Source organism: Cupriavidus sp. PET2-C1, assembly GCF_054515855.1.
The window spans coordinates 1984701-2009903 of sequence record NZ_CM137259.1; the positions used below are offsets into that span (position 1 = coordinate 1984701).

The 25203-nt window shown below is 62.3% G+C and carries 23 protein-coding genes and 1 pseudogene; 12 read left to right on the forward strand and 12 right to left on the reverse strand.

What is annotated here, in order from left to right:
* Position 1: 1 nt before the first annotated feature.
* From ACX12D_RS09000 to ACX12D_RS09010, 3 genes are all read right to left on the reverse strand, one after another.
* A complete protein-coding gene (locus tag ACX12D_RS09000) occupies positions 2-988 on the reverse strand; it encodes an HlyD family secretion protein (RefSeq protein ID WP_459373735.1) in 987 nt (328 codons plus the stop codon).
* Between the two features lie 291 nt (positions 989-1279).
* A complete protein-coding gene (locus ACX12D_RS09005) occupies positions 1280-2287 on the reverse strand; it encodes a zinc-dependent alcohol dehydrogenase family protein (RefSeq protein ID WP_459373980.1) in 1008 nt (335 codons plus the stop codon).
* 37 nt (positions 2288-2324) lie between these two features.
* Positions 2325-2477: a hypothetical protein gene (locus ACX12D_RS09010; protein WP_459373736.1), complete on the reverse strand. Its 153-nt coding sequence runs from the start codon at positions 2475-2477 to the stop codon at positions 2325-2327.
* 154 nt (positions 2478-2631) lie between these two features.
* Here ACX12D_RS09010 and ACX12D_RS09015 point away from each other — a divergent pair, with 154 nt between their 5' ends.
* The 3 genes from ACX12D_RS09015 to ACX12D_RS09025 all read left to right on the forward strand — a co-directional run bounded on the left by ACX12D_RS09015 (position 2632) and on the right by ACX12D_RS09025 (position 4367).
* On the forward strand, positions 2632-3018 hold the full coding sequence (locus tag ACX12D_RS09015; protein ID WP_459373737.1) for a TraR/DksA family transcriptional regulator: 387 nt from the start codon (positions 2632-2634) through the stop codon (positions 3016-3018).
* Positions 3019-3117: 99 nt separating this feature from the next.
* Complete coding sequence (locus ACX12D_RS09020) at positions 3118-3621, forward strand: BCAM0308 family protein (RefSeq protein WP_441632078.1); 504 nt, start codon at positions 3118-3120, stop codon at positions 3619-3621.
* A gap of 80 nt (positions 3622-3701) precedes the next feature.
* Positions 3702-4367, forward strand: a complete 666-nt coding sequence (locus tag ACX12D_RS09025; protein ID WP_459373738.1) for a phosphoribosyltransferase — start codon at positions 3702-3704, stop codon at positions 4365-4367.
* Positions 4368-5170: 803 nt separating this feature from the next.
* On the opposite strand, the gene ACX12D_RS09030 is transcribed toward ACX12D_RS09025, so the two are convergent.
* Entirely contained in the window at positions 5171-5767 is a 597-nt protein-coding gene (locus tag ACX12D_RS09030) for a helix-turn-helix domain-containing protein (RefSeq protein WP_459373739.1), read from the reverse strand.
* An 88-nt stretch (positions 5768-5855) separates the two neighbouring features.
* Here ACX12D_RS09030 and kbl point away from each other — a divergent pair, with 88 nt between their 5' ends.
* From kbl to ACX12D_RS09050, 4 genes are all read left to right on the forward strand, one after another.
* Positions 5856-7058: a glycine C-acetyltransferase gene (gene kbl, locus ACX12D_RS09035; RefSeq protein ID WP_459373740.1), complete on the forward strand. Its 1203-nt coding sequence runs from the start codon at positions 5856-5858 to the stop codon at positions 7056-7058.
* On the forward strand, positions 7055-8029 hold the full coding sequence (locus tag ACX12D_RS09040) for an NAD-dependent epimerase/dehydratase family protein (RefSeq protein ID WP_459373741.1): 975 nt from the start codon (positions 7055-7057) through the stop codon (positions 8027-8029). Before kbl ends, ACX12D_RS09040 begins: the two co-directional genes overlap by 4 nt.
* Before the next feature lie 453 nt (positions 8030-8482).
* Entirely contained in the window at positions 8483-9901 is a 1419-nt protein-coding gene (locus ACX12D_RS09045; protein ID WP_459373742.1) for an amino acid permease, read from the forward strand.
* 521 nt (positions 9902-10422) lie between these two features.
* The gene (locus tag ACX12D_RS09050; protein ID WP_459373743.1) at positions 10423-10764 is read left to right on the forward strand and encodes a YciI family protein; all 342 of its coding nucleotides are present in this window, start codon (positions 10423-10425) and stop codon (positions 10762-10764) included.
* Between the two features lie 279 nt (positions 10765-11043).
* Here the strand turns inward: ACX12D_RS09050 and ACX12D_RS09055 are convergent, their stop codons facing one another.
* The gene (locus ACX12D_RS09055; RefSeq protein WP_459373744.1) at positions 11044-11958 is read right to left on the reverse strand and encodes a LysR family transcriptional regulator; all 915 of its coding nucleotides are present in this window, start codon (positions 11956-11958) and stop codon (positions 11044-11046) included.
* A gap of 46 nt (positions 11959-12004) precedes the next feature.
* Entirely contained in the window at positions 12005-12214 is a 210-nt protein-coding gene (locus ACX12D_RS09060) for a 1-phosphofructokinase (protein ID WP_459373745.1), read from the reverse strand.
* Between ACX12D_RS09060 and msuE the strand changes: the two genes are divergently transcribed.
* The 3 genes from msuE (at position 12208) to ACX12D_RS09075 (ending at position 15157) form a co-directional block, all read left to right on the forward strand.
* A complete protein-coding gene (msuE, locus tag ACX12D_RS09065; RefSeq protein WP_459373981.1) occupies positions 12208-12789 on the forward strand; it encodes an FMN reductase in 582 nt (193 codons plus the stop codon). The genes ACX12D_RS09060 and msuE overlap by 7 nt on opposite strands.
* A 44-nt stretch (positions 12790-12833) precedes the next feature.
* Positions 12834-13817 carry a DUF1852 domain-containing protein gene (locus ACX12D_RS09070; RefSeq protein ID WP_459373747.1) on the forward strand — a complete coding sequence of 328 codons (984 nt, stop codon included), beginning with the start codon at positions 12834-12836 and terminating at the stop codon, positions 13815-13817.
* Positions 13818-14131: 314 nt separating this feature from the next.
* Positions 14132-15157, forward strand: coding sequence for a methionine synthase (locus ACX12D_RS09075; RefSeq protein WP_459373748.1), 1026 nt, complete (start codon positions 14132-14134; stop codon positions 15155-15157).
* A 134-nt stretch (positions 15158-15291) separates the two neighbouring features.
* On the opposite strand, the pseudogene ACX12D_RS09080 reads toward ACX12D_RS09075, so the two are convergent.
* The 5 genes and pseudogenes from ACX12D_RS09080 to pdxR form a co-directional block, all read right to left on the reverse strand.
* Positions 15292-16134 (reverse strand): annotated as a pseudogene (locus tag ACX12D_RS09080) (transposase family protein); the annotation flags it as partial.
* A 248-nt stretch (positions 16135-16382) separates the two neighbouring features.
* Positions 16383-17822 carry an ISNCY family transposase gene (locus tag ACX12D_RS09085; RefSeq protein ID WP_459373749.1) on the reverse strand — a complete coding sequence of 480 codons (1440 nt, stop codon included), beginning with the start codon at positions 17820-17822 and terminating at the stop codon, positions 16383-16385.
* Positions 17823-18137: 315 nt separating this feature from the next.
* Positions 18138-18983: a class II glutamine amidotransferase gene (locus tag ACX12D_RS09090; protein ID WP_459373750.1), complete on the reverse strand. Its 846-nt coding sequence runs from the start codon at positions 18981-18983 to the stop codon at positions 18138-18140.
* 103 nt (positions 18984-19086) lie between these two features.
* On the reverse strand, positions 19087-19566 hold the full coding sequence (locus ACX12D_RS09095; protein ID WP_459373751.1) for a YbhB/YbcL family Raf kinase inhibitor-like protein: 480 nt from the start codon (positions 19564-19566) through the stop codon (positions 19087-19089).
* 406 nt (positions 19567-19972) lie between these two features.
* Positions 19973-21502, reverse strand: coding sequence for a MocR-like pyridoxine biosynthesis transcription factor PdxR (pdxR, locus tag ACX12D_RS09100; protein ID WP_459373752.1), 1530 nt, complete (start codon positions 21500-21502; stop codon positions 19973-19975).
* 189 nt (positions 21503-21691) lie between these two features.
* Between pdxR and ACX12D_RS09105 the strand changes: the two genes are divergently transcribed.
* Both ACX12D_RS09105 and ACX12D_RS09110 read left to right on the forward strand, forming a co-directional pair.
* Entirely contained in the window at positions 21692-22477 is a 786-nt protein-coding gene (locus tag ACX12D_RS09105; RefSeq protein WP_459373754.1) for an SDR family oxidoreductase, read from the forward strand.
* Between the two features lie 4 nt (positions 22478-22481).
* Entirely contained in the window at positions 22482-22886 is a 405-nt protein-coding gene (locus ACX12D_RS09110) for a cupin domain-containing protein (RefSeq protein WP_459373755.1), read from the forward strand.
* Between the two features lie 79 nt (positions 22887-22965).
* Here ACX12D_RS09110 and mprA read toward each other — a convergent pair whose 3' ends face one another.
* Positions 22966-24729: an MprA protease, GlyGly-CTERM protein-sorting domain-containing form gene (gene mprA / locus ACX12D_RS09115; RefSeq protein ID WP_459373756.1), complete on the reverse strand. Its 1764-nt coding sequence runs from the start codon at positions 24727-24729 to the stop codon at positions 22966-22968.
* Between the last annotated feature and the right edge of the window lie 474 nt (positions 24730-25203).

Sequence of the window (25203 nt, forward strand, 5' to 3'; positions counted from 1 at the left end):
GTCAGGCCGGCTGCCGGGGCAGCGTCAGCGCAGCGGGCCAGGGCTGCCTGGCATCCAGGCGCACGAAGCCATCGCCCGTCATGCCGGCTTTCAGTTTGACTGCGTAACGCTGGGCAACCTCGGGCGCCAGCTGCAACTTGACGCGATACATCAGCTTGGCGCGCTCGGCATCGGTCTCGACATACTTGGGGGTGAACTGGGCCTCGCTGGCCACAAAGCTGACGCGGGCCGGGATCGGTTCGTCCTTCATTGCGTCCAGCACGATGCGCGCCTCGTCGCCAATAGCCAGCTTGCCGGCAGCACCCGCGGGCAGGAACACCGTGAAATACATATCCGCCAGGTTCAGCAGCGACACCACGCGGCCGCCCGCCGGCAGCACCGTGCCGACCTCGATCACGCGATACTCCACACGCCCGGCCACTGGCGCGCGGATGGTTGCCTCATCCAGCAGGATCTTCAGGCGGGCAATCTGGGCATCGGCCTCTGCGATCGCCGCGTTGGCCTCGCCAAGCGCCGCGCGCGCGCCGGTCACGCCCGCACTCTCGCCATCCAGGCCAAGCTGCCGGCGATCGCGCTCCACGGAAGAAATCTGGCGGTCCTGGTAGAGCTTGACTGCCTCGGTCAACTCCAGCCGCGCCAGCCGCTGGCGGCTCGCGCGCCCCTCGATCTCCGCCTGCGCGCGCGACGCCGCCTGCACGGCACGCTCGCGGGCTGCAGTGGCAAGGCTGAGTTGAGTCAATAATTCGGCGTCATCCTGTCGGGCCACCACGGCGCCCGCAGCCAGGGCATCGCCCTCGCGAACCGGCAGCTCGATGACGCGGCCCGGATACTTCACCGCCACGTCAAGGCGGCCGATTTCCATGCGCCCGTTGCTGTGGACCACATCAGCCGGCCACGGATTGCGCTGGCTGCCAAGCCACCACACGGCAGCGCCAATGGCGCCGGCAACGAACAATACCGCTATACCCCAGCCTGGTTTGAGTTTCATCGGCTACCTGTGCACCTGTGCGCTGAATGATGGAATGCCGCCGGGCGCTCCAGGGGGTTCAGGGTGTCGGGCAAAGGGGAGGGGAGACGACAAAGACAGACCTTGATCCGCGGGGCGACGGCGTAGGTTCGAATGCTATCCGGCGGGTTGGGGGGCGGACTTGATCTAGCGCAAGTTGGTGCCGAAGGGGGCACTTTTTGGAGGGGGAGTTCTAATTGGTGCCGTGTTTGGTGCTGCGCACTAGCCGGCCCTCCGCTTTGCCGCCTGCCAATCACACCGGCAGCAGGCACGCTAGGCGATGCGCAGTACCGCCGCGCCGGCCAGGCGGCCCGCGCGCAGGTCGGCCAGCGCGGCATTGGCCTGCTCCAGCGGATAGGCCGTTGTGGTGGTGCGCAGCGGCGTGGCCCGGGCGATTCGCATCAGTTCCAGCCCATCGTTGCGCGTGAGGTTGGCCACCGACACGATCGAACGCTCTTCCCACAGCAGGCGATAGGGGAAGGCCGGAATATCGCTCATGTGGATGCCACCGCAAACCACGGTACCGCCCTTGGCGACGGCTTGCAGCGCCATCGGCACCAGCGCACCCACCGGCGCAAAGATCAGCGCGGCATCGAGCGGCCGCGGCGCGGGCTGGTCGCTCGGACCGGTCCAGCACGCCCCGGTGTCACGGGCGAGCTGGCAGGCGGCGGCGTCGCCGGGGCGTGTGAAGGCAAAGATCTCGCGCCGCTGGGCGACGGCGATCTGCGTCACCAGGTGGGCCGCCGCGCCAAATCCGTAGATGCCGATAGACCGGACCTCACGGGCGTCCCCCGCCATGCGCAGCGTGCGGTAGCCAATCAGGCCCGCGCACAGCAACGGCGCCGCATGCTCGTCGTCGTAGTGATCCGGCATCGGGAAGCAATAGCGGCTGTCGGCTACCACGTACTCGGCGTAGCCGCCGTCACGCGTATAGCCGGTGAACTGCGGCGTATCGCACAGGTTTTCGCGACCCGCGGCGCAATAGCCACAGTGCCCGCAGGTCCGCCCGAGCCACGGCACGCCAACCCGGTCGCCCGGGGCAAGGCCTGTCACGTCAGCGCCACAGGACTCGACCCTGCCGACGACTTCGTGTCCGGGAATGAGCGCCGCTTTCGGGTGCGCGAGTTCGCCGTCGACAATGTGCAGGTCGGTGCGGCAGACGCCGCAGGTGCTCACGGCGATACGTACTTCGCCTGGGCCGGGAATTGGCACGGGGACTCTCGCCAAGCGCAAGGCCGGCCCGGTGCCTTCGAAAATCATTGCGCGCATCGTCTCGTGCATGGCGACATCCTCGGCGGTGCCCAGCATTTATCCTAGGTCACGCCGACTGGCGCCGCTTGATCCGCATCGATGGCGTACGCGAGGCGCCAGCCCCTGTGTGGAAGGCGGCATGCAGCACGCTGGGGTTGGACGAACCGCTGGCGCGGGGCGATGTTGCCGATGCGATCGAGCAGGCTGCGTCCGTGCCCATGCGCACCATGCCTGCGGCTAGCTCTGCGCATGGCCGGAAGTGAGATTGACGCGGATCAAGCTAACTGGCAGCCACCACCTATATTGAAGATTGAAGCGGAATGAGGGTTCAGCGCGCTACGCCGAAGGCACTTTGCCGCGCCCGGGAGTCGACGATGTCCGATTTAACTTTAACGAAAGAGCAACTCTCCAGCCTCGTCACCTTGCTGGACAGCGCAGAGCAAAGGATCCGTGGCCAGGCGGAGGCCGCAGCCGTTTCCCGTACTGTGTCCGCCGAGCGCGGCGGGAGCGACGACGCGGATCTCGCCGAGCATGGCACCGAGGAGCGCATGGACGATGCCGTGGCGGAACACTATCGCATGGAACTGGCCGATATAGCGGTGGCGCGTAAGCGGATCGCCAGGCTCAGCTACGGCGTGTGCGCGGACTGCGGCGAACCCATTCCTTATCCGCGGCTGCAAGCCTATCCCACGGCCAAACGCTGCACGCCGTGCCAGCGCAAGCACGAGCACAAGTTCGGGGCGCCGAGCGGCATGCGATGAGCATGGGCGGGCGTTCCATTGGGCGAGCTCGCCAGGCGAGTCCGCCATACAGCAGGCAGGCCGCATGGGCGCTGCCCGATTCGATTTCAGGAGCCAGACATGAAAGTCCGTGAGCGTTCGAGCCAGGTCAGGCCGGCCCGTTGGGACCGAATTCCCGAGGATCTCATCCACGATGCCTACAAGCAGCCGGGGCAGGCACCTGCCGTCGCTTCCTGTCCTGCTTGCCACGCGGTCTTGCTGAAAGGACGTTGGCAATGGCGGGCCGTGCCGCCCGGCGCCAAGGCGCTGATGTGCCCGGCCTGCCACCGCGTCGCCGACCATGTGCCCGCGGCGCAGTTGACGCTGGATGGGGCGTTCCAGCAGGCGCACCGGGATGAGATTCTCGGGCTGGTGCGGCACCGCGAAGCCCTGATGAGAGAGAGTCATCCGATGGAGCGCATCATGGCGACGCAGGCTCAGGCGGATCGCATCACCATCACGACCACGGGCTTTCACCTGGCACGCGATATCGGCTCTGCCGTGCATCATGCGTATCGGGGCAAGCTGGAAATCGACTATCCCGACGCCGACGAGACCCTGTATGTTCATTGGCACCGCGCTTGAGGGCCGCAAGCCCGCCCGGCGGCTGGCATGGCGCGCGGGCCGGCTAGCCAGCTAACCCCTTGCCGGCAAGAGGTGATGTCATGACTTTCCAGGACAGGAACGAGGCCGCCGCGCGGCTGGCCGAAGCGCTCTCCCGGTACTGCGACGCCCATCCCCTGGTGCTGGCCATTCCACGGGGCGGCGTGCCGATGGGCAAGATACTCGCCGACCGGCTCGGCGGCGAACTGGACGTGGTCCTGGTCAGGAAGCTAGGGGCGCCATTCGACCGCGAGATGGCGGTCGGCGCGGTCGATGAAAGCGGCTGGGTCTACGTGACGCCCTACGCCGCACGCGTTGGCGCCGATTCCCGCTATCTCAACCAGGAGCGCGACGAACAGCTTGCATTGCTGCGCCGCCGCCGGGAGCAATACACGCCGGGGCGCTCCGCGCGTGCGCTGGACGGGCGCACGGTGATCGTGGTGGACGATGGGCTTGCCACGGGCGCCACCATGATTGCCGCATTGCATGCCGTGCGGCAGCAGCATCCTGCCCTTTTGGTATGTGCTGTGCCCGTGGCCGCGCCGGCTTCGCTCGCCGAGGTGCGGCGTTACGCGGATGAGGTGGTCTGCCTGCGGTCGCCGGCCAATTTTTCCGCCGTCGGCGAGCATTATCGGGAGTTTCCGCAGGTTGAGGATGAGGAAGTGGTGGCTTGCCTGGAGGGGGATTCGGGGCAGCACGGGGAGGGGCGTCTGGCGGGACGGGAGTAGGGGGGGCGTCCGAGATTGTCGAGGACGTCCGCCACGTCGACGTCGGCGCTGTCCCCGAGCGGGACGAGGCGGCGCCCAGCATCGTATCCCGCCGGGTTTGTCCGCCCGCGCCGTCCCGTTGGGGACATGCTGCAAGTCGCGTTCAAGATCGATGTGACCGAGTCCGACAAGGCCTACAACGTGGTCGACATCCGTCAAGCCTGAAAGAGGTGCCTCTGCCCCACTGCAGAAGGCACGACTCTCTCTTCCCCGAATGCGTCGACGAGCCTGTGAGTCGCACGCCAGCCAGTGCAATGGCCAGGCACAGAGCATTTCAGATTGAACTGCGCTAGATCACTAATAGTTTGCGGGATCAGCCAATTGGGACGCACCGGCTCTCACAATGTTCGAAACCTCTCCGGTTACACGTGCCGGCACCGAGGAAAGAAGATCACTTACGTTGTCGAGAAGAACAATAACCTCACAGCTGTCAACCGCCTTCAGTAACACGATACTGTCCTCCTTTAGATTTTAACTAATCGTATTTAGTGATTGATAAAGGTAAAAGGCTGTGTCAGATAATCAGCAAGATCGCGCAATCGTCCCGCCCGGAGCGATCACCGTATCGCGGTAATGGCGACGTAAATGGAAAATGGCGGAGCCGGCCGGCTCGCGCAGGAATCTACTGGGTCCGTGAGGAGGGAGCGTTTGCCGTCAATAAGGCAACGATCTTTCGCGCGCGCGGGACTTGACGCAGAAGATGTGGATATCCGCGCTTGGGTTGCAGTGCTCGCGTAATCCTGTCGACTTCCGATGAACGGCTGTCATTGGGCGTACTCAACGACCAGCAATGCCGTGGCCATGGTTTTTCCAGGATTCGAAATGGCATGCTGAACATCCGCCGGATAGCGCGCGGACTCGCCGTGCCGGACTTTCTTCTCACTGGGGCCGGATTGAACGGTGACGCAGCCGCTCATTACGGACAGATGTTCTTTCGTACCGCTCTCATGCGGCTCGGATGCGAGTACGCCGCCAGGATGGATCGACAGCTCATACCATTCCACCCGGCTTGCAAGGTCCACCGGGCCGAGAATCTTCAGCTCGCATTTGCCATCCGGGCTTCTGATCACCGGGATCGAGTGAGCAGGAATGACTGTCACGGTTGGCGTCGGCTTGTCGGCCTGCCCACCGGAAAGGAACTCGGCCAGGCCAATCCCCAAGGCATTCGCCAATCGCCACAAGACCGCCACCGTGGGATTGGCAAGATTCCGTTCAACCTGCGAAAGCATCGATTTGGATACGCCGGCACGCCGGGAAAGCTCGTCGAGAGAGAGCTTGCGTGCCTGGCGAAGCAATTGCAGCCTGGCTCCAATGACGGGGGGACCTTCTGCGAACGCCTCCGCCGGGGGGACTTGTGTCATGAAATGAGATCCTGTAAAGTGAACAAAACGTTCGATATACAGAACACGTTCGGTTTATCGATCACCCTCAGTTTACAGGAGCACCGCTGTGCCGACAACAGACGCATTCTACGCAGCCATCCGCCAGGAGCTCGAGTCCATTGAACAAGCGGGTCTGTTCAAGACCGAGCGTGTCATCGCCTCTCCCCAGGGCAGCCTTATCAGGACGACCGATGGGAAGGAAGTCATCAACCTGTGCGCTAACAACTACCTGGGCCTCTCGTCTCATCCGGAGGTCGTGGAGGCTGCGCATCGCGCGCTCGGCGAGCGTGGTTTTGGCTTGAGCTCCGTTCGGTTCATTTGTGGTACGCAAGACCTGCACAAGTCGCTCGAGGCGCGTCTCGCGAGCTTTCTCGGCACCGAAGACACGATCCTCTATGGCTCGGCCTTCGATGCAAACGGGGGCCTGTTCGAGACGCTCCTTGGTCCGGACGACGCTGTCATCAGCGACGAACTGAACCACGCGTCCATCATCGATGGCATCCGGCTCTGTAAAGCCAAGCGATTCCGCTACAAGAACAATGACCTTGAGGATCTTCGCGAGCAGCTGAAGGCGGCCGATGCCGCAGGCGCACGTTTCAAGCTCGTCTTTACCGATGGCGTTTTCTCGATGGATGGCACGATTGCCCGGCTCGACGAGATCCGCGAGATCTGCGATGAGTTCGGGGCGCTCCTCGGGATTGACGAGTGCCATGCCACCGGCTTCCTTGGGCAGCGCGGCCGCGGCTCTCACGAACACCGTGGGATCTTCGGCAAGGTCGACATCATCACCGGAACGCTCGGCAAAGCGCTAGGCGGCGCCTCGGGTGGCTTTACGAGTGGGCGAAAGGAAGTCGTGGCATTGCTGCGCCAGCGCTCCCGGCCTTACCTGTTCTCGAACACGGTGGCGCCGTGCATCGTGGGCGCGACACTCAAGGTGCTCGACCTGCTCGAAGCCGATACCACGTTGCGAGACAAGCTCGAGCGCAATGCGCGGTACTTCCGCGGCAAGCTCGGCACGCTGGGTTTCGACGTGAAGCCCGGTGACCACCCCATCATTCCCGTCATGGTGTACGACGCGGAAAAGGCGCAACGACTGTCCCGGCGTCTGCTGGAGCTGGGCGTCTATGTCATCGGTTTCTTCTATCCCGTGGTCCCCAGGGGGCAGGCACGCATCCGCGTGCAGATCAGCGCCTTGCACGACAGCGCCGAGCTGGACCAGGCGTTGGAGGCGTTCGAGATTGCAGGCAAGGAACTGGGGATCATTCAATGACAAAGCCAGCCAGGGTTCTGATCATTGGCGCCAACGGCCAATTGGGAACGGAGTTGGCGTCGGCGCTGGCCGATCGCTATGGCAAGCAGAATGTCGTCACGAGCGACATGGTGCCGCACGGCCGCCACCTGCACCTCACGCATGAAATGCTCGACGTAACCGATCGGGCGCAACTTCGCGATGTCATCGAGCGGCATGGGATCACCCAGATCTATCACTTGGCAGCCGCATTGTCGGCAACCGGAGAGAAGTCGCCTACATGGGCGTGGCAACTCAACATGAACGGCCTGCTGAACGTGCTGGAGGCTGCGCGTCACCAGAAGCTCGACAAAGTATTCTGGCCCAGTTCGATTGCGGCATTCGGCCCGACAACGCCGCCGGACGCCACGCCCCAAAGCACCATCATGGAGCCCAAGACCGTCTACGGCATCTCCAAGCTGGCGGGCGAAGGATGGTGCCGTTGGTACTTCGAGAACCATGGCGTGGATGTCCGGAGCGTGCGGTATCCAGGATTGATTTCCTACAAGACGCCTCCAGGCGGCGGAACCACGGATTACGCAATCGATATCTTCCATTCAGCGCTCAAGGCGCAACCCTATGCCTGCTTCCTGGAGAAAGATGAAGCCCTGCCAATGATGTACATGCCGGACGCCGTTCGCGCGACCATCGAGCTGATGGAGGCGCCTGGCGCCAGCATCTCCGAGCGGGGAAGCTACAACCTTGCGGGCTTGAGCTTCACGCCCGGCGATATCGCGAACGAGATCCGGCGGCATTGCCCGGGGTTCGATGTCAGGTACGAGCCTGATTACCGTCAGGAAATTGCCGGTGGATGGCCTAACTCTATCGACGACTCGGTAGCCAGGCGGGATTGGAACTGGCGACCTGAATTCGGCCTCAAGGAGATGGTGGCCGACATGCTGAGAAACCTGGCAACGCTGAACCAGGGTAGCGCCTTGGAATGCGTGAGCTGAGACCGGCTTGGCGCAGCAGGCAAAGCCAGGAACCCGGCCGCCGGCCAGCCTCGCGGCATGGCAGCAGGCTGCGCGACGGTCGTTGCATGGTAGCGCGGGAAATGTATAGACAGGGCCGAGGCCCTGTGATAGAAGATCGCCTCGATTTCGGACGCTGGGATGCGTTGTCGGGGAATGAAGGCGGTCTGGACGATGCGCGATACCGCGCGAGCGATAGACAAGGCGCGAAGCGCCGGCCGCATCGATCCAAATAACGATTACCAGAGGAGACAACTCATGACCACAGCTGCAAATCCAGCAATCCGACTTTCCGGCCGCCAGGGCCGGCTTCGACATCGGAGGGTGCATGCAGGCGCAATCCGTATCCGGAATGGCATTGCGCGCCCGAACCAATTCACGGGTGAGAGCCGTGCGAATGCTGACAAGCGTTCGCGGGTCTGAGAGGAGATCAATATGACTGACGTAAGGAAACTGCTCGACGAAGAGCGAGCCCACGAGGAGAAGGATCTCCATCGCGGGCTCAAGGACCGGCACATCCAGATGATCGCCATCGGCGGCGCCATCGGTGTCGGACTGTTTCTGGGTGCGGGGCGCGCGATCGCCATCGCCGGCCCGGGACTGATGCTGAGTTACGCCATCGGCGGCGTGGCGATCTTCTTCATCATGCGGGCGCTGGGCGAGCTGCTGCTGTACCGCCCGGTGAGCGGATCCTTTGCAACCTACGCCGAGGAGTTTGTCGGCCCCTTTGCCGGCTTCGCCACCGGCTGGTCGTACTGGTTCATGTGGGTGGTCACCGGGATGGCCGAGATCACCGCGGTCGCAGTCTACGTGCACTACTGGTTCCCGGACGTGCCGCAGTGGATACCGGCGCTGGCCACCCTGGCGGTGCTGTACCTGGTGAATTGCGTCGCGGTCGCGGTATTCGGCGAACTCGAATTCTGGTTCTCGCTGATCAAGGTGGTGACCATCATCGCCATGATCGTGATCGGGTTGGCGATCATCTTCTTCGGTGTGACACCGCTCGGCCCGACGGCCAGCTTCTCGAACCTGTGGACGCATGGCGGCTTCATGCCGTTCGGGACGCTCGGCGTGGTGCTGACCTTGCAGATCGTCATGTTCGCCTACCAGGGCGTGGAACTGATCGGTGTCACCGCGGGGGAGGCGCAGAATCCCGAGAAGGTGTTGCCGCATGCGACCAACGGCGTCGTCTGGCGCATCCTGATCTTCTACGTTGGCGCGCTGATCGTCATGATGGCGCTGGTGCCCTGGAATGAACTGAAGCCCGGCGTCAGCCCCTTCGTCTACGTGTTCGAGAGGATCGGCATCCCGGGGGCGGCCGCGATCGTCAATCTGGTCGTCATCACGGCGGCAGCCTCATCTTGCAACAGCGGCATCTTCAGCACCGGGCGCATGCTGTACACGCTGGCGCAGTTTGGCCAGGCGCCGCGCGCCTTCGGCAGGGTCAGCAGCAAGCATGTGCCGTCCACCGCCATCACGTTCTCGGCCGCGCTGATGGGCATCGGTGTGCTGCTGAACTACATCGTGCCGGAGCAGGTCTTCGTCTGGGTCACCAGCATTTCGCTGGTCGGTTCGCTGTGGACCTGGTCGATCATCATGATTGCCCACCTCGGCTATCGCAAGGCAATCGCCGCAGGCCGGGTCAAGGCGGTGGACTTTCGCATGCCTGGCGCGCCTTATGCCAACTGGCTGGTGGTCGCCTTCATGATCGCGGTTGCGGCGCTGCTGTCGCTCGATCCGGGTACCCGAGTGGCGCTCTACGTGGCACCTGTGTGGTTCGCGCTGCTCGGCATCGGCTATCGGCTCACCAAATCGCGTGCGCCGCTTGAGGGGCGTGTCCAAAAGTCGGCTTGATTGTTGTCCCGCACGCTGCCCGCGGTTTCGACCGGTCAGCGTGCGCGACGGTGTCGCTAGGATGCGACGATTGTCGCGCTGGGCGATCTCCAGCTCATGTCCCAGCCGCTTATTTTCCACCACCGCGTCCTCATCGATCTCGGACTGCCGGTCATAGAGGACGTAGGGCAGGGCAGTCCCGTCGGCCCACAAATCGATACGGCCGTCCGGTTACTCGGGCACTTCGATGTAGCGATGAGCAAGGTGGGGCGGGCCCAGGTCCCAAAAATGGTCACTTATCGACCTGGCGCTGTCGTCCGAGTCCGGCTCGGAGCGGTCAATCACTTAGCCGCTTCGCGCCCCGATAGCAGTCCGTCCTGCGAGCTGCACACCGCCAAGACGCCTAACCGCACTACGTGGGTATAGATCGTCCGCGTGGCTGCGTCCGCATGGCCTAGTAGTTCTTGCATCGTGCGGAGTACATTGCCCCATAACACGTTAGACATCACGAACAGCACCGATCTCAACCGAAGGACCGAACAATGACGAAATACCTTATCTCCTTTCCTGGAAGGGCGATGGCAGTCCCCGACGAGGACCTTGCCGCCGTGGGCGAAGCTGCGCGCGAGGTGATACGCGAGGCGAAGGCTGCAGGCGTGTACGTGTTCGGTGGTGGTATCAACGAGGATGTCGCACCACTCATGGTCGCCTCAGACGGCGCGTTCACAATCGAAACCTATCCCCAGACGAAGGAGTTCGACGGCGGCCTCTGTGTTCTGGAGCTCCCGTCGCGCGAAGCCGCCATCCAGTGGGCTGCAAAGATCGCCAAAGCTTGCCGCTGCTCTCAGGAACTCCGCGAGTTTGGGTACGACCCCGAGAGCTGACGGGTGGAGCCCGTATCCACGGCGATCGCCAGGCGATCGGCGAGCTTCCGCGTTTGGCCGGCAGCGGTCATAGGCTGACCGGCCTGGCATTGCTCGATTCAGGTAACCCGCCGGGGGAGCAGTTCGGTACGAAAACTGTACTGCTCTATCCATCTCACCGACTGTGCGACACCTCCGAATGGAAAGAAATGCAGGAGCAGGGTGCGCAACAGGAGTGCAGCAACACCTTGTTGTGGCCACCGGGCAATGGAAGCGGTGCGCGTTCGACGGTGGTGCTCATCAGTTGGCTCCTTGTGCAACGGTGATGGTGGGGGCAGGCTGGCGTGCCAGCTCGATGAAGGCCCTTACGTAGTCGATGCCAGTATCTGCCTCGCGTGCCCCCAGGAAGATCTGCTTGGCGATACCGCGTGCGCCCAGCCGCACGGGCACCACGTCCATTTTGGCTGCGTATTCCTCGACCAGCCATCGCGGTAGCGCGGCCACACCGCGCCCGCTGGCCACCATTTGCAGCATGATGTCAGTGGTTTCGATGGCTTTATGGCGCCTGGGTGTGACACCGGCTGGCAACAGGAACTGGTTGTAGATGTCCAGGCGCTCGATGTCCACGGGGTAGCTGATGAGCACCTCCTGGGTCAGTTGCTGGGGCTTCACATAGGTCGCAGAAGCCAGCGCATGGCCTCTGGGCACGACGAGCACCTGCTCGTAGTCGAACACTGGTTCGAACTTCAGCCCCGGCTTGAACAGTGGGTCAGGCGTGACCAGCAGGTCGATCTCGTAGCCGAAGAGCGCGCCGATCCCTCCAAACTGGAACTTCTGCTTGACGTCCACCTCCACATCGGGCCATGCAGCCAGATAGGGAGAAACCACTTTGAGCAGCCACTGGTAGCAAGGGTGGCATTCCATACCGATCCGCAGCGCTCCGCGTTCGCCCTGCGCAAATTGGCCCAGGCGCTCTTCGGCCAGGTCCAGTTGCGGCAGCACTCGGTTCGCCACCGCCAGCAGGTACTGACCGGCCTGTGTCAGTCGCAGACTTCGCCCTTCGCGTAGCCAGACGTCGGTGCCCAGTTGCTGCTCCAGCTTTTTTATGCTGTGGCTTAGGGCCGATTGGGTCAGATTCAGCACGCCAGCGGCGGCCGTCAACGACCCTTGTTTCTCGACCTGCTGAACGATGCTGAGGTGAATACGCTCAAGCATTTGAATGACTCATATTCATGGATTTATGAAATAAATCCATTTTACATCATGGATCGCCGCCGGTAGCATCCTCCCCATTGGCGTATGGGCCAAGCATCTGCAACTGTTGCAGGTGGTTTGCGTGATCCTTGAGCGCCGAATGGCAGAAGACAGCAAACAACATACCGACCCAGCTCACGAAACCAAACTGCTGCGCGCCCGCAAACTGCGAGGTCGCGGCGCCGCGCAGAGCAATCCATGAAAGCAAAAATGACACATCCACTCCGTGTAGTGGCGGTTTCCGGTGGACTGCAACGCCCCTCCAGGTCCGCATTCCTGGCAGAGCACCTGCTGGACCTGATCGCCGACGAAGTCCCATGCCAACAGCGCCTGATTGAAATGGGAGAGATTGCACCTCTGCTTGCTGGCGCGGTCTGGAGGTCCCAACTATCCGACACGGTGGAGCAGGAACTTGCAGCGGTCGAGCACGCTGACGTGCTGGTTGTGGTAACCCCGGTTTTCCGCGGCTCCTACACGGGACTGTTCAAGCACTTCTTCGACTTCATTCATCAGGACGCCCTGATCGACAAGCCCGTCCTGTTGGCTGCCACCGGCGGCAGCGAGCGCCACGCCTTGGTGATCGACCACCAACTGCGGCCGCTGTTCAGCTTCTTCCAGGCACGCACGTTGCCGTTGGGGATCTACGCGACCGATAAGGATTTCGTGGACTACTGTCTGCAGGACGAGGCCGTGATCGAGCGGGCCAGACTGGCTGTTCAACGCGCATTGCCGTTGGTCGCATTGGCGCGCCAGGCCAGGCCCTCTCCGGCCGAGGAAGTGGTTGTGGCCTGAAACAAGAATCGTTTATTTCTCAGAAATTAGGTCACTAGATCGCAATGAACAACGAACTTACCTTTAAACTTAAGAGCATTTGTTTCGATGAAAACTATCGCCCATCGGACAGCACGCGCATAACCACCAACTTTGCCAACCTGGCCCGGGGAAAGAATCGGCAGCAGAACCTACGCAACACGCTGAGGATGATTGACAATCGCTTCAATGACCTGGCGAATTGGGACAATCCGACGGGAGATCGCTACTCTGTCGAACTCGAGATCATCTCCGTTGAGATGAATATTGATACCACGAGCAGCAATGATGTATTTCCGTTGATCGAGATACTGAAAACCAGCATTCTCGACAAGAAAACAAACAAACGCATTGACGGCATCGCGGGGAACAATTTCTCGTCCTACGTGCGCGATTACGATTTCAGTGTCTTACTTCCAGAGCACAACGTCAATCGACAGGATTTCAGCACACCAGACAATTTTGGCGACCTGCATGGAAAACTGTTCAAGCAATTTGCTAACTCAAGCACTTACAAGGAGTGCTTCAACAAGCCGCCTGTCATCTGTATCAGCGCCTCGACCAGCAAGACCTATCAGCGGACCGGGAACCAGCACCCCATATTGGGTGTCGAGTACCAACAGAATGCGCTGTCCTCGACCGACCAATACTTCGCAAAGATGGGGATGCAGGTTCGATTTTTCATGCCTCCGAATGGCGTTGCACCGTTGGCTTTCTACTTTCACGGCGACCTGCTAGGTGACTACACGAATCTCGAGTTGATCGGCACCATCAGCACAATGGAAACCTTCCAGAAGATTTATCGCCCAGAAATTTACAACGCCAATTCTGCAGCAGGGAAACTCTATCAACCGAGTCTGAAGAACCAGGATTATTCGTTGACGCAAATTGTCTATGACCGGGAAGAGCGCAGCCAGTTGGCTGTCAAACAGGGAAAATTTGCGGAGGAGCACTTCATCAAGCCGTACAAGGGCGTCCTTGAGCAGTGGGCTGCCAATTCCTCGCGCTGACCAGCCCAAATACACCGGCCATTCTTCATGAAGAAGCTATTGGGTAGCTCGACGATCATGTCCGTCTCGCCCTCGCCACTTCGCCCCTACGATAAGACAGTGTGTCCATGTCTGAGTCGGGTTGGCGAACAGCGCGGACTGATTCCGACACCTCGTTGACCAAGCTCGCCGGAGCGAACATCACTGTGTCGCGGTACTCGCATCGGCGCTGCTTGCCGTCATGTGCCACATAACACGCCATCCTGTGGCTGCTTCGGCAGAACGGTCCCGAAGCACGCTCGTCACACCCATCATTGTTTGAAAGGAATCCTCAGATGTTTGAAACCTCCATTGCCGGCAGCCTGCCGAAGCCCGCCTGGCTGGCTGAAACCAACAAGCTCTGGCCTCAGTGGAAGGCTGAAGGCGATGCACTTCGCCAGGCCAAGGCCGATGCGACCCTGCTGTGGATCAAGGCCCAGGAAGACGCCGGCCTGGACATCGTGTGCGACGGCGAGCAATCGCGACAGCACTTCGTGCACGGTTTCCTTGAGCAGGTTGAGGGCATCGACTTCGAGAACAAGGTGAAGATGGGCATCCGCGACAACCGCTACGACGCGATGGTGCCGCAGGTGGTGTCGGCTCTGCGCCTGAAGGGCCGAGTACATGCCTTCGAGGCGCAGTTGGCGCGAGCGCACACGAAGAAGAAGCTGAAATTCACCCTGCCCGGCCCGATGACCCTCGTCGACACCGTGGCGGACCGCTTCTACGGCGACAAGATCAAGATGGCCTTCGCTTTGGCCGAGTTGCTCAACCAGGAGGCCCTGGCGCTTCAGGCTGACGGCGTAGACATCATCCAGTTCGACGAGCCCGCCTTCAATGTCTACATGAAGGACGCCGCCGACTGGGGCGTGCAGGCGCTCGAGCGCGCGGCTCAGGGCTTGACCTGTACAACGGCCGTGCACATCTGCTACGGCTATGGCATTAAGGCCAATACCGACTGGAAGAGTACCCTGGGCGACGAATGGCGCCAGTATGAGGCGGTGTTCCCCGCACTTGCCCGCAGCAGCATCGATCAGGTAAGCCTGGAATGTGTCCACTCCCATGTGCCGCCTGACCTGATGAGCCTGCTGGTCGGCAAGGACGTGCTGGTCGGCGTGATCGATGTGGCCAGCGACGTGATCGAGACACCCGAGGAAGTGGCTGACACCATCGGCCGAGCGCTGGAGTTCGTGCCGAAGGAGCGGCTGTTCCCGTGCACGAATTGCGGCCTGGCGCCGATGGCGCGGGACGTGGCATGGCGCAAGCTGGAAGCACTGGCAGCAGGCACGAGGCTGGCAAAGGAGCGACTCACCACGGCGTGACGCACAGTCGGTCGTTGCGCCCAGTCATCTTGGTCGCGCCATCGGTGGCGTGACACATCCCGCGCATACTGAGTCGACCAGCTTTTCCAAGATTGCTTGACGTCTCAAGGACTATCGAGCGTTACGTATGGCTGCTATGTGGCAGTGACTGACCCATCATGATTTTGGGATGACAGACCGCTCCCGCTGCACAGCAGACATAGACCGTCGAGGTTCAAGCGGCTGCAATGGGTTGGCAACTGCCGTCGGGTAGTGTCCCGCCCGGCGTCCGCAATCGAGTGGCTAACGGCCAGACTAGGGCAGGGGTGTCCCCTTGATGGCCCATCAAGATCCAGCCAGTTGAGCAGTCGCTGCCGCTTCACGTTCAGCGGCGGATTGTGCGGCCGCGGCGGCTCGCCCTGCATCGTGTGCGAGGGACCGGGCCGGTGACGGTCGTCGCGCAACGCCTGCACCTGGGCGACGATGTCCAGGACATGCCCGAGCCGCTTGTTCTCGACGATGGCGCCCTGGCCGGTCTCGGAGAGCCGATGATAGGTAGTGTAGGGCAGGGAAGTGCCATCGGCCCACAGCTCGACGTGTCCGTCCGGGTAGTCAGCTACCTCTATATAGCGGTGGATGAGGCGCCGGTGCTCGGGCAGGTCCTCCAGCAGGCACATTACCTTGTCGTACTGCAGTGTGAGGCTCTGCGACACCTTGCGCCATTCGCGCCAGCTGAAGATCCGTTCCAGATCCTCGTCGCCATGCAACTGCCGGTGCGCATCGAAGCCGCTCCGTGGCACCTTGGCAAAGCGGGCATTGAAGTCCGCCATGAAGGTTGGGGCATAGGCGTTGGCGGTCGCCATGCTCGAAATGCCGCGCAGGCGCAGTTCCTTCGCCAGGCGGTCCTGCAGCGTGCCGTTCATCCGTTCGACGCGGCCCTTGGCCTGGCTGGAGTTGGCGCAGAGGCTATCGATGTTCAGCTCGAACAGCGATCGACCGATCAGGCCGTCCTCGACGACGGTCTGGATTACCTTGCAACGATCCAGCTCCCGCATGCTCATGGTGATGGTTCCTTGCCCATGCATGGCCGGCTCCCGTGTACTAAGGAAAGCTGGTCAGGATAGGCCGCTAAAGTCGCTAGGTGACATTTCTATTTGGCTCAGAGGTGACATTACTAATTGGGGCTAACATGTATGTCCAGGCTAAATTCAAATGTCCTCCCGGTGGCTAGATCAGAATGTCCGGTTTAATGCAGGATGGTTTTGATTCTTTTGCGTCTTTTTCTTGGCTGTTTCCGTAACGCAGTCGAGCTGGCCTGAGGCGGCAAGGTATCTACAGGGTGGGGCGGTTGCGCCAGTTCATCAATGGCGCGACGCAAGTCTTCCCCATTCAGCTGCCGTTGTGGTTTCGTGCCCGGGGTCGCCTGTTCGGGCCGTTGCCGCGGTTTTTGACCGGTCAGCGTGCGCGACGGTGTCGCTAGGATGCGACGATTGTCGCGCTGGGCCTGCACGCGCTGGGCGATCTCCAGCACATGCCCCAGCCGCTTGTTTTCCACCACCGCGCCTTGATCGATCTCCGACAGCCGGTCATAGAGGACGTAGGGCAGGGCAGTCCCGTCGGCCCACAGCTCGATCCTGCCGTCCGGATACTCGGCCACCTCGATGTAGCGGTGAATCAGGGAACGCTGCTCGGGTTGGTCCGTGATGAGGTACAGCTTGCGATCATATTGCAGCGTCAGCCGGTTGGAGACTTTGCGCCATTCACGCCAGGTAAAGATGCGCTCGAGGTCCTCGTCGGGCCGTACGGGACGATGCGCATTGAAGTCGCTTCTGGGCATCTTGGCGAACCGCACATTGAAGTCCGCCAGGAAGACCGGGGCAAAGGCATTGGCCTCGGCCAGCGTCGAGATGCCGCGCTGGCGCAGCTCTTTGACCAGTCGGTCCTGCAGCGTGCCATTCATTCGCTCCACACGGCCCTTGGCCTGGCTGCTGTTGGCGCACAGGCTCTCGATATTCAGCTCATACAGCACCCGCCCAAACTGCGTATGGTCCCGTCCCGTGGTGACGCCTTTGGCATTGACCCGGAAGATGCTGGCCTTGTCGCTGTAGAACGCCACCGGCTTGCCATGGCGTTCGATGTAAGCACGCGTCGCCGCAAAATAGGCGAAAGTCGATTCGGTTGGAACGAACAGCAACTGCATCAGGCGGCTGGTGGCATCGTCGACATAGACCAGCAGCGTGCACATGGGCGCGCGCTCCTCGAACCACGCGTGCTCGCTGCCATCGATCTGCACCAGTTCACCCAGGCAGGCGCGGCGCTTGCGCGGCTGGTGCATCTTGGGCGGGCGCACCGTCTCCTTGGCCAGCGCGATGCCATGGCGCTCGCGCAGCTTCTCGCAGGCGAGCGTGGGGCCGTAATCGGCGTAATGCTGCTGGATTAGCGCGCGTGCCTGCGCTTCGAGCATCCGTGGCAGTTGGCGATGGCCTGGCTGCCCACGCTGGCGCGACAGCAAGCCCATAGGGCCATCGGCTCGCCAGCGCTGGACCAGCCGCCGGACTTGCCGCACCGTCAGATCCAGGCGCTCTGCGGCGCGCCATTGCGCCAGCAGGCCCTCGGCCGTTGCCTGAATGACCTTGAAGCGGTCAACTTCGCGCAGACTCATGGTGATCAACCCTCGATCCTTCATGGCGCGCTCCCGTCCAACACAGGCGCTACCAGTATAGGTCTATCCAGAGGACATTCTGATTTGGCCTTTACAACCTAAAATACGCATAATGATCATTATGTTAAATAAATATACGGTAAATCCGCGCCTAAGACGCTTTGGCTGACATCGGCGGAATCCTTGAGGCGTTGCGTTACCTGAACAGGCGCAACACCCTCTCCGGCGCAATGGTGAACGTCGTGCAGGCTTGCAGGCAGCGGCTGCTGCTTTACCTATAGCGCCGCTGCGCAAGACTATGCGCATCCGACATCCGATGGACATGAAATAGCTGCCCTACTACGTCGACTGGTCCGGGAGCCGCGGCACGAAGCGGTCGTGCTTGATTTCGCCTCCCCGGGCAACCAGGATGGTCGCCTCGGGAATCTCCTCCCACACTTCTTGCACGTCGATCAGTGGCTCGGAGAGCACCAGGAATGCGTCGTCGCCGGCGGCGATGATGCGCGGGTCGTCCGGGTAGAGCGCGCGTAACTGCCTGAACGAGGTGCTGTGGAAGAGCGAGCGCGAGTCCGCCTCGCTCGAATAGCGTGCCGCCACGATCTGCTGGCCGTCGGTCACGCAGACGGTCATGTTGAGCGGAAACTGCACGTCGTGGCGGTGGCCGACGTCCTCGATCAGCCCCGCCATCTGCTCCAGCGCGCTGCGCGGATCTCGCTCTAGGCCGAAAGTCAGGGCCAGGAAGAACATCACCTCGGAATCGGTCGATCCCTCGATCCAGCGGAACAGGTGCGGCGCCACGGCCATCATCAGGTCGCGCCGCACGACGGGGTATTCGCGGATCAGGCCGTTATGGACGAACAGCCAGCGGCCGAAGCGGAACGGATGGCAGTTGGTCTCCTGCGTCGGCGTGCCGGTAGCCGCCCGCACGTGAGCGACGAACAGCGGCGCCCGCACCGCCCGTGCCGTTTCGCGCAGATTGGTGTCGCTCCACGCCGGGTGCAGGCAGCGGTAGCGGAACGGGACTTCCGAGTGACGTCCGTACCAGCCGACGCCGAACCCGTCGCCATTGGTGGTGGTATGACCCAGCCGCGAATTCAAGCTCTGGTCGATCAGCGAGTGCTCCTGCTGGAACAGGACGGCTTCCAGCGGAACGGATTTGCCCGAGTAGGCCAGCCAGCGGCACATTATGCTTCTCCTCGACAAGTGCAGTCCGGCGCCTTCCGGCCCACCTCTCAGTTGTAGGACGGCGACGCGCGAACGACAAAGCGGCATCCTGCGGGCGGTCTTGCTAGCGCCTTGACTTCTTGTAGGTGCCGACCAGTTCCGCTTGCGCCAGCACATGCCCGTGCATGGCCCGCTCCAGCGCCGCCTTGTCGGGCTTGCCCAGGTCCGGCAGCACCACATCGAGCGCATAGAGCTTGTGGAAGTAGCGATGACGGCCGATTGGCGGGCAAGGTCCGCCGTAGCCGGTGCGATGCCAGTCGTTGTGGCCCTCGCGGGTGCCCGCCGGCAGGCTGGCCGGCGCCACGCCTTCGGCCAGCGCCCCCGGCTCGGGCGGAAGGTTGTACAGCACCCAGTGCACCCACGTCATGCTCGGCGCGGCCGGATCCGGCGCGTCGGGGTCGTCGACGATTAGGGCCAGGCTGCGCGTGCCGGGCGGCATGCCCGTCCATGCCAGCGGCGGCGATATATCGGCGCCTTCGCAGGTCAGCTTACCGGGAATCTCGCCGCCATGGGCGAACGCCGTGGAGGTCAGGGTGAGTGGCATGACTGTCCTCGTCTGAGCATGAAGTGCCGGTGCGAATACACCGGCCCACGTCAGCAGCAGCGAAAGAAAAACATATGGCACAGCATCGTGCTCCGCCATCGATGCGCCACGCTTTCACGGCGCCGGCCTCGAATCCGCTTGTGATGCTGGCGCGGTACACGCGGCCGGGAGCCCGGCCGCCCGTTCCAACTTAGTGCGGATCTCGGGGCGATGCAAGCGCGAGCGGCTTGTGCGGCCAGTGAACTATGACGGGAATCGGGGTCACTAATACGTCCAGTGTAGTGGCCTGGATGCGCGGCAGGACCGCGGCCCGCCGCCCTGCCCGCCCTGCCCCGCGGGCACCCTAGTCGACCGCCGCTCTGAGGCGGTCTCCGTATTCGGGATCTCCAGGCCCATGCCCCGGGCGTCAGCCGTCCAGGCACCCGCGCAACGTTCGTGCGAGACGGCCCGCTTCCGCCGCATCGACGATATTCGCGAAGCCCATCACGAGGCCGCGTGGCGTGCGCTGCATACGGCCGTTCGCATACCAGATCGAAAGTGGCAGCACCGCAAGCCCCGCCTCGCGGGCACGCGAGGCGACGGCGACATCGTCGACCCGGCCAGCGGGGCCTTCGGCAAACTGCACCGCGAACTGGATTCCACCGGGCGGAAAATCGACAATCAGCCGCTCGCCAAACGCCTGCTCCAGCGCGTGCGCGATCAGCATTCGCCGCTGTCCGTACAACGCGCGCATTCGCTTCACGTGCCGCGCAAAATGCCCCTGCTCGATGAAATCTGCCACGGCAGCCTGAAATAGCGTTGGCGAGCCGGCGTTCATGCTGCACGCCACCCGCCCAACGCGCTCGACAGCGCGCTCCGGCACCACCGCATACGCGAGCCGCAAGCCGGGAAACATCACCTTGCTGAACGTGCCGCAATAGATCACGCGATCGTGCCGGTCGAGGCTCTTCAATGCCGGCAATGGCCGGCCCAGATAACGGAACTCGCTGTCGTAGTCATCTTCGATGATCCAGCGAGACGCATTCTCTGCCCAATCCAGCAGCGCCATACGTCTTGCGAGCGACAGCGTGTGCCCGAGCGGGCTCTGATGCGATGGTGTGACCAGCGCGAAGCGCGCCTGCGGATCCAGTTTTATGCCGCGCTCGACGTCGATCCCTTCGTCATCCACCGGCACCGGCACGAGTTGCATGCCAGTCTCGGCCAGAAAGTTGCGCGCGAGCAGATAGCCGGGATCCTCGAACCACATGCGATCGTTCGGGCGCGCGAGACTGCGCAACACGAGTTCGAGCGTCGCGCGGTAGCCGCCGGTAACGAACACCTGTTCCGGCAGACAGGTTACGCCGCGCGACAGCCCGAGATAGGTGGCGATGTGTTCGCGCAGCGGCCGATAGCCAGCCGGATCCGGGTACGCGAGCACCGCGCGTTCGCCGCTACGCGCGCGACGCGAAACGAGCCGGTTCCATACCTTGTGCGGAAACGCGTCGAGCGCGGGCAGCCCTGGTTGCAACGGCCGCGGCTCGCCGCTCATGGCGACGGTGATAGCCTGCTGGCGCGGCGCCGGTTGACCACCGCTCGATGCGTCTGGCGTCTTCGGCGTGCCTGTTCTTTCCGCGCCCTGTCTGCCGTGCGCGTCTTGAGAGCCTTGCCCATATGACGAACGCATCACCGAAGCCGGTAGCGACGGCGATACGAACGTGCCCGCGGCACCGCGCATCTGCAGGTAGCCCTCGTCGACGAGGATCGTATAGGCTAGTTCAACTGTGCCGCGTGCCGTGTTCAGCTGCGTGGCGAGGCTGCGCAGCGCGGGCACGCGATCGCCGGGACGCAGATGCCCTGCCGCGATCGCCGTCCTGAAGCGCTCGCAAATCTGCAGATAGATCGGCGACTGTTGCTGCCGATCGACTTTGATGGTCAACGCGGGAGTCGGTGCGGTCATGACGGTCTCCGGGGCATGGGGGCGCTGAATCCACTTGGACTAGTCATATGGACAATTCTTGGCCCTTATCTATAGGTCATGATTATTCCACAATGACTTCAGGCAATGCGACGGCGACGGGCACTTTCAAGCGATCCACCCCCACCGCGCGCCCCGCGTGTTCATCTACTCTCATCTGGAGAATCTGCCATGAAAATCGTCGTAATCGGTGGTTCCGGCCTGATCGGCTCGCGTCTCGTATCGCTGCTCAGCGAGGCGGGCCATACGGCGCTTGCCGCATCGCCGCGTAGTGGCGTCAACACCGTGACTGGCGACGGCCTGAGCAACGCGCTCGTGGGCGCGGACGTCGTCGTGGATGTGACGAACGCGCCGTCATGGGAGCCACAGGCGGTGCTCGACTTCTTCCGCACCTCGGCGCGCAATCTCGGCAAGGCCGAAGTGGCCGCAGGCGTGCGCCATCACGTCGCGTTGTCAATCGTCGGCGCCGACCGCATGCCGGAGAACGCGTACTTCGCCGCTAAGGTCGCGCAAGAACAGGCGATCGAAGCGGCGGGTGTGCCGTACACGATCGTGCGCGCGACGCAGTTCATGGAGTTTATCGGCGGCATCGCTGATTTCAGCACGGACGGCGGCACCGTGCGCGTCGGCGACGGACTGTTTCAGCCGATCGCCGCGGATGACATCGCGGCGATCCTCTCGCAGATCGCGCTTGCGGCACCACGGAACGACACGGTCGATATCGCCGGCCCGGACCGCGCGCCCTTCGCAACGATCATCGCGCGTTATCTGAAATCGGTAGGCGACGCACGCCCGGTCGTGACGGATCGCGATGCACGGTACTACGGCGGCCTGGTCGAGGAACTGTCACTTGTGCCGCTCGGTGACGCGCGTATCGGCCGCATCAGTCTCGACCAGTGGCTCGCGCCCGGCTCGTCCGACAAGGCACTCGGGCTCGACAAGGCCAATCTGGAGTGATGCCATGAAGACGATTGTTTCCTTTGCAGTAACCCTGATGTGGTCGTGCCTGATGATTGCGCGGCCGGCCATGGCCGCGCCGGAAGCGAGTGTTGCGCCGCTGCTCTCGGAACCGTTGCCTGAGTATCCGGGCAAGGAAGTCCAGATGATCGTTGTGGACTATCCACCTGGCGCGGCCGACCCCGTGCATCGCCATGACGCACACGCCTTCATCTATGTGCTCGAGGGAAGCATCGTCATGGGCGTGAAGGGCGGCAAGGAGGTGACACTCAAGGCCGGAGATACGTTCCACGAAGGCCCCAACGACATCCACACTGTCGGGCGCAACGCCAGCGCCACGCAGCCGGCCAGGTTTGTCGTGTTCCTGATCAAAAGGAAGGGCGCGCCAATCCTGACCCCGGTGAAGTAGCTGAGTCGTTCGTGCGGGCACCGGTCGGACAGACCAGCGGCGTATCGCAGCCCGCAGATTTCTGTCGGTCTGGTCTGAGTCAGCGGATGCGGCGGCGACCTACGAAGGCCAGCAAGCCGCCCGCAAGGAGTAGCACCGCTTCGAAGAGACTAAACGCGCCGCCACCACCCCCTTCCCCACTTGGGGTGCTACCACTACTTGTGTTGGAAGCTACCGCTGCCGATAACAGCACACTGGTGCCCGCCGACAGTCCTGAGGCGTCGTCTGTCACGGTCAGGCCGAACTGGTAGTCGCCAGCCACCGTGGGGGTGAACGAGGCGATCGGCGCGTTGGCATTCAGCAACGTAACCCTCGGGCCGCTAAGCTGGGTCCAGGCATACGAGACGTTGGCGCTGCTGGACTGGCTGCCATCAAGCGCCACCGTCGTGCCAGTATTCACCGATTTCGGCGCAATCGCCGACGCATTGGGAACAACGGCCTGTGCTGCCAGCGTAACCGCCCCGAATGCGTCGAGCATGCCGGCGCCGCAAATCCACGTGTTGCAGCTTGAGTCTATGAAGGACCGGGTACTCTTGCGCAACAGCTGACGTACCGCGGCTGGCGTCAGCGCCGGCCGCTGAGCAAGCATCAATGCCGCAACGCCTGCAACTTGTGGAACGGCGTTGCTCGTGCCGATCCCGACCGAGTCATAAGCGGGAACGCCATCGTTATCATAGGACGTGGCGCCGATGGTCCAGAGCGACCAGCCATTGACTGGATCAGGCTGCCCCACTGAACCGCCACCTCCCGGGGCAGCAACCGCAATTGCTGGGCCAAAATTGCTATACGAACCGAGAGCGCCGGCGTAAGTCAATCCGGCAACGGCAATCGCGCCATGACATGTAGCGGGCGTTGTCACCGGGCCACTTTCGTTACCCGCTGCCACCACCACCACGGCTCCCTTGGCGCTTGCATCTGCAATGGCCGCCTGCGTTACCGCATCGCACTTCGAGACTCCGGAAGCGCCAAGACTCATGCTGATGACCCGAGCTGGGTTCGGGTTGGCAGGAACACCGGGCACGCTGGAACCTGCAGCCCATCGAATCGCATCTGCGACGTCGAAGCTGCTCGCCTGGCATTCATCCATGACCTTCACCGGCAGAATAGACGCGTTCGGGGCGACACCCGCGATGCCCGATCCGTTGTTGGTCGCTGCTGCCGCAATGCCTGCCATGTTGGTACCGTGGTAGACCATCGCCGGCGCGCTGCCGTTCTGCTGGGCAGAGTTGGCACATTTCGCTCCAAAGGCCGGCGGCTGCGTGTTGGTGCCACGGCCGGTACGCGTGATAAAGCTGTAGCCCGGGAGCATCTTGCCCTGTAAGTCGGGATGGGTTGCATTCACGCCGTTGTCGATAATGGCGATCACGATGCCATCGCCCTTGCTGCTCGACCAGGCATTCACCGCGTTGATCGCGCCCTTGGCATTTCCCGGGATCGCCGGGTCGTGCAGATTCCATTGGTCAGGGGCTAGGTGGGGATCGTTCGGAATCCAGCCGCCGTTCAGCGTGTTCGTCCGATGGTGGGTTTCCGCTTCGACCCAATCCACGCCGCGGATCGTCCGCAGGGCATCCAGGATGCGAGCGCGCTCCTGGTCATTGATGTTGTCCGGCAGCGAAATCACCCAGGCGTTCCCGGACATCAGGCGAACCATTTTGAGATCCGCCCCGGTGGCGCTGCGGAAGGTCTGGATGACGGCCTCCGCATTGGACGCGCCATCGAACTTGACGGCCACCTGCTCACCGGCCTGTGCCGCCCCCGCGAGCAACAGCGCTGCGCAAACACCAACCAACCATTTCTTCTTCACATTCTTCCTCCAATTTGCGCAACCTCCGAAAACAGATCGCCAGGTAGGAAGCGGTGTCCGCGTGAGTTGCTGCGGCGATTTGAAAACGACGAACCAGGTGGGATCTTGGGCCGACTTCTATACAGCGCGTGAATTCTCGCGGCTAACGTAACCGCCTGCCTATTCGTAAAATTACAAGTGTTGTCTGAACATAAAAATCCGACTTTTCTCACAAAAAATCGGACTAGTCCGATTCCATCATCTCGTTCAATCTGCTAGGTTCGCGGTTGAGGAGCCTCTGTGAAACCACTTGGCGCCTTGATGGCAAGACAAGCTACACAGGCATGGATAACCTGTATGTTCAGATATCTCTTGTAGACATATCCGACCTTGATCTTGTGGGGAGTCGCGATAGCGGTGTCAAGAATGACCCGCAGGGAGCATGGAGAGCGTTAGATGCATTGAATCATGAGGTGCGAAGTTCTCGCGTTACCT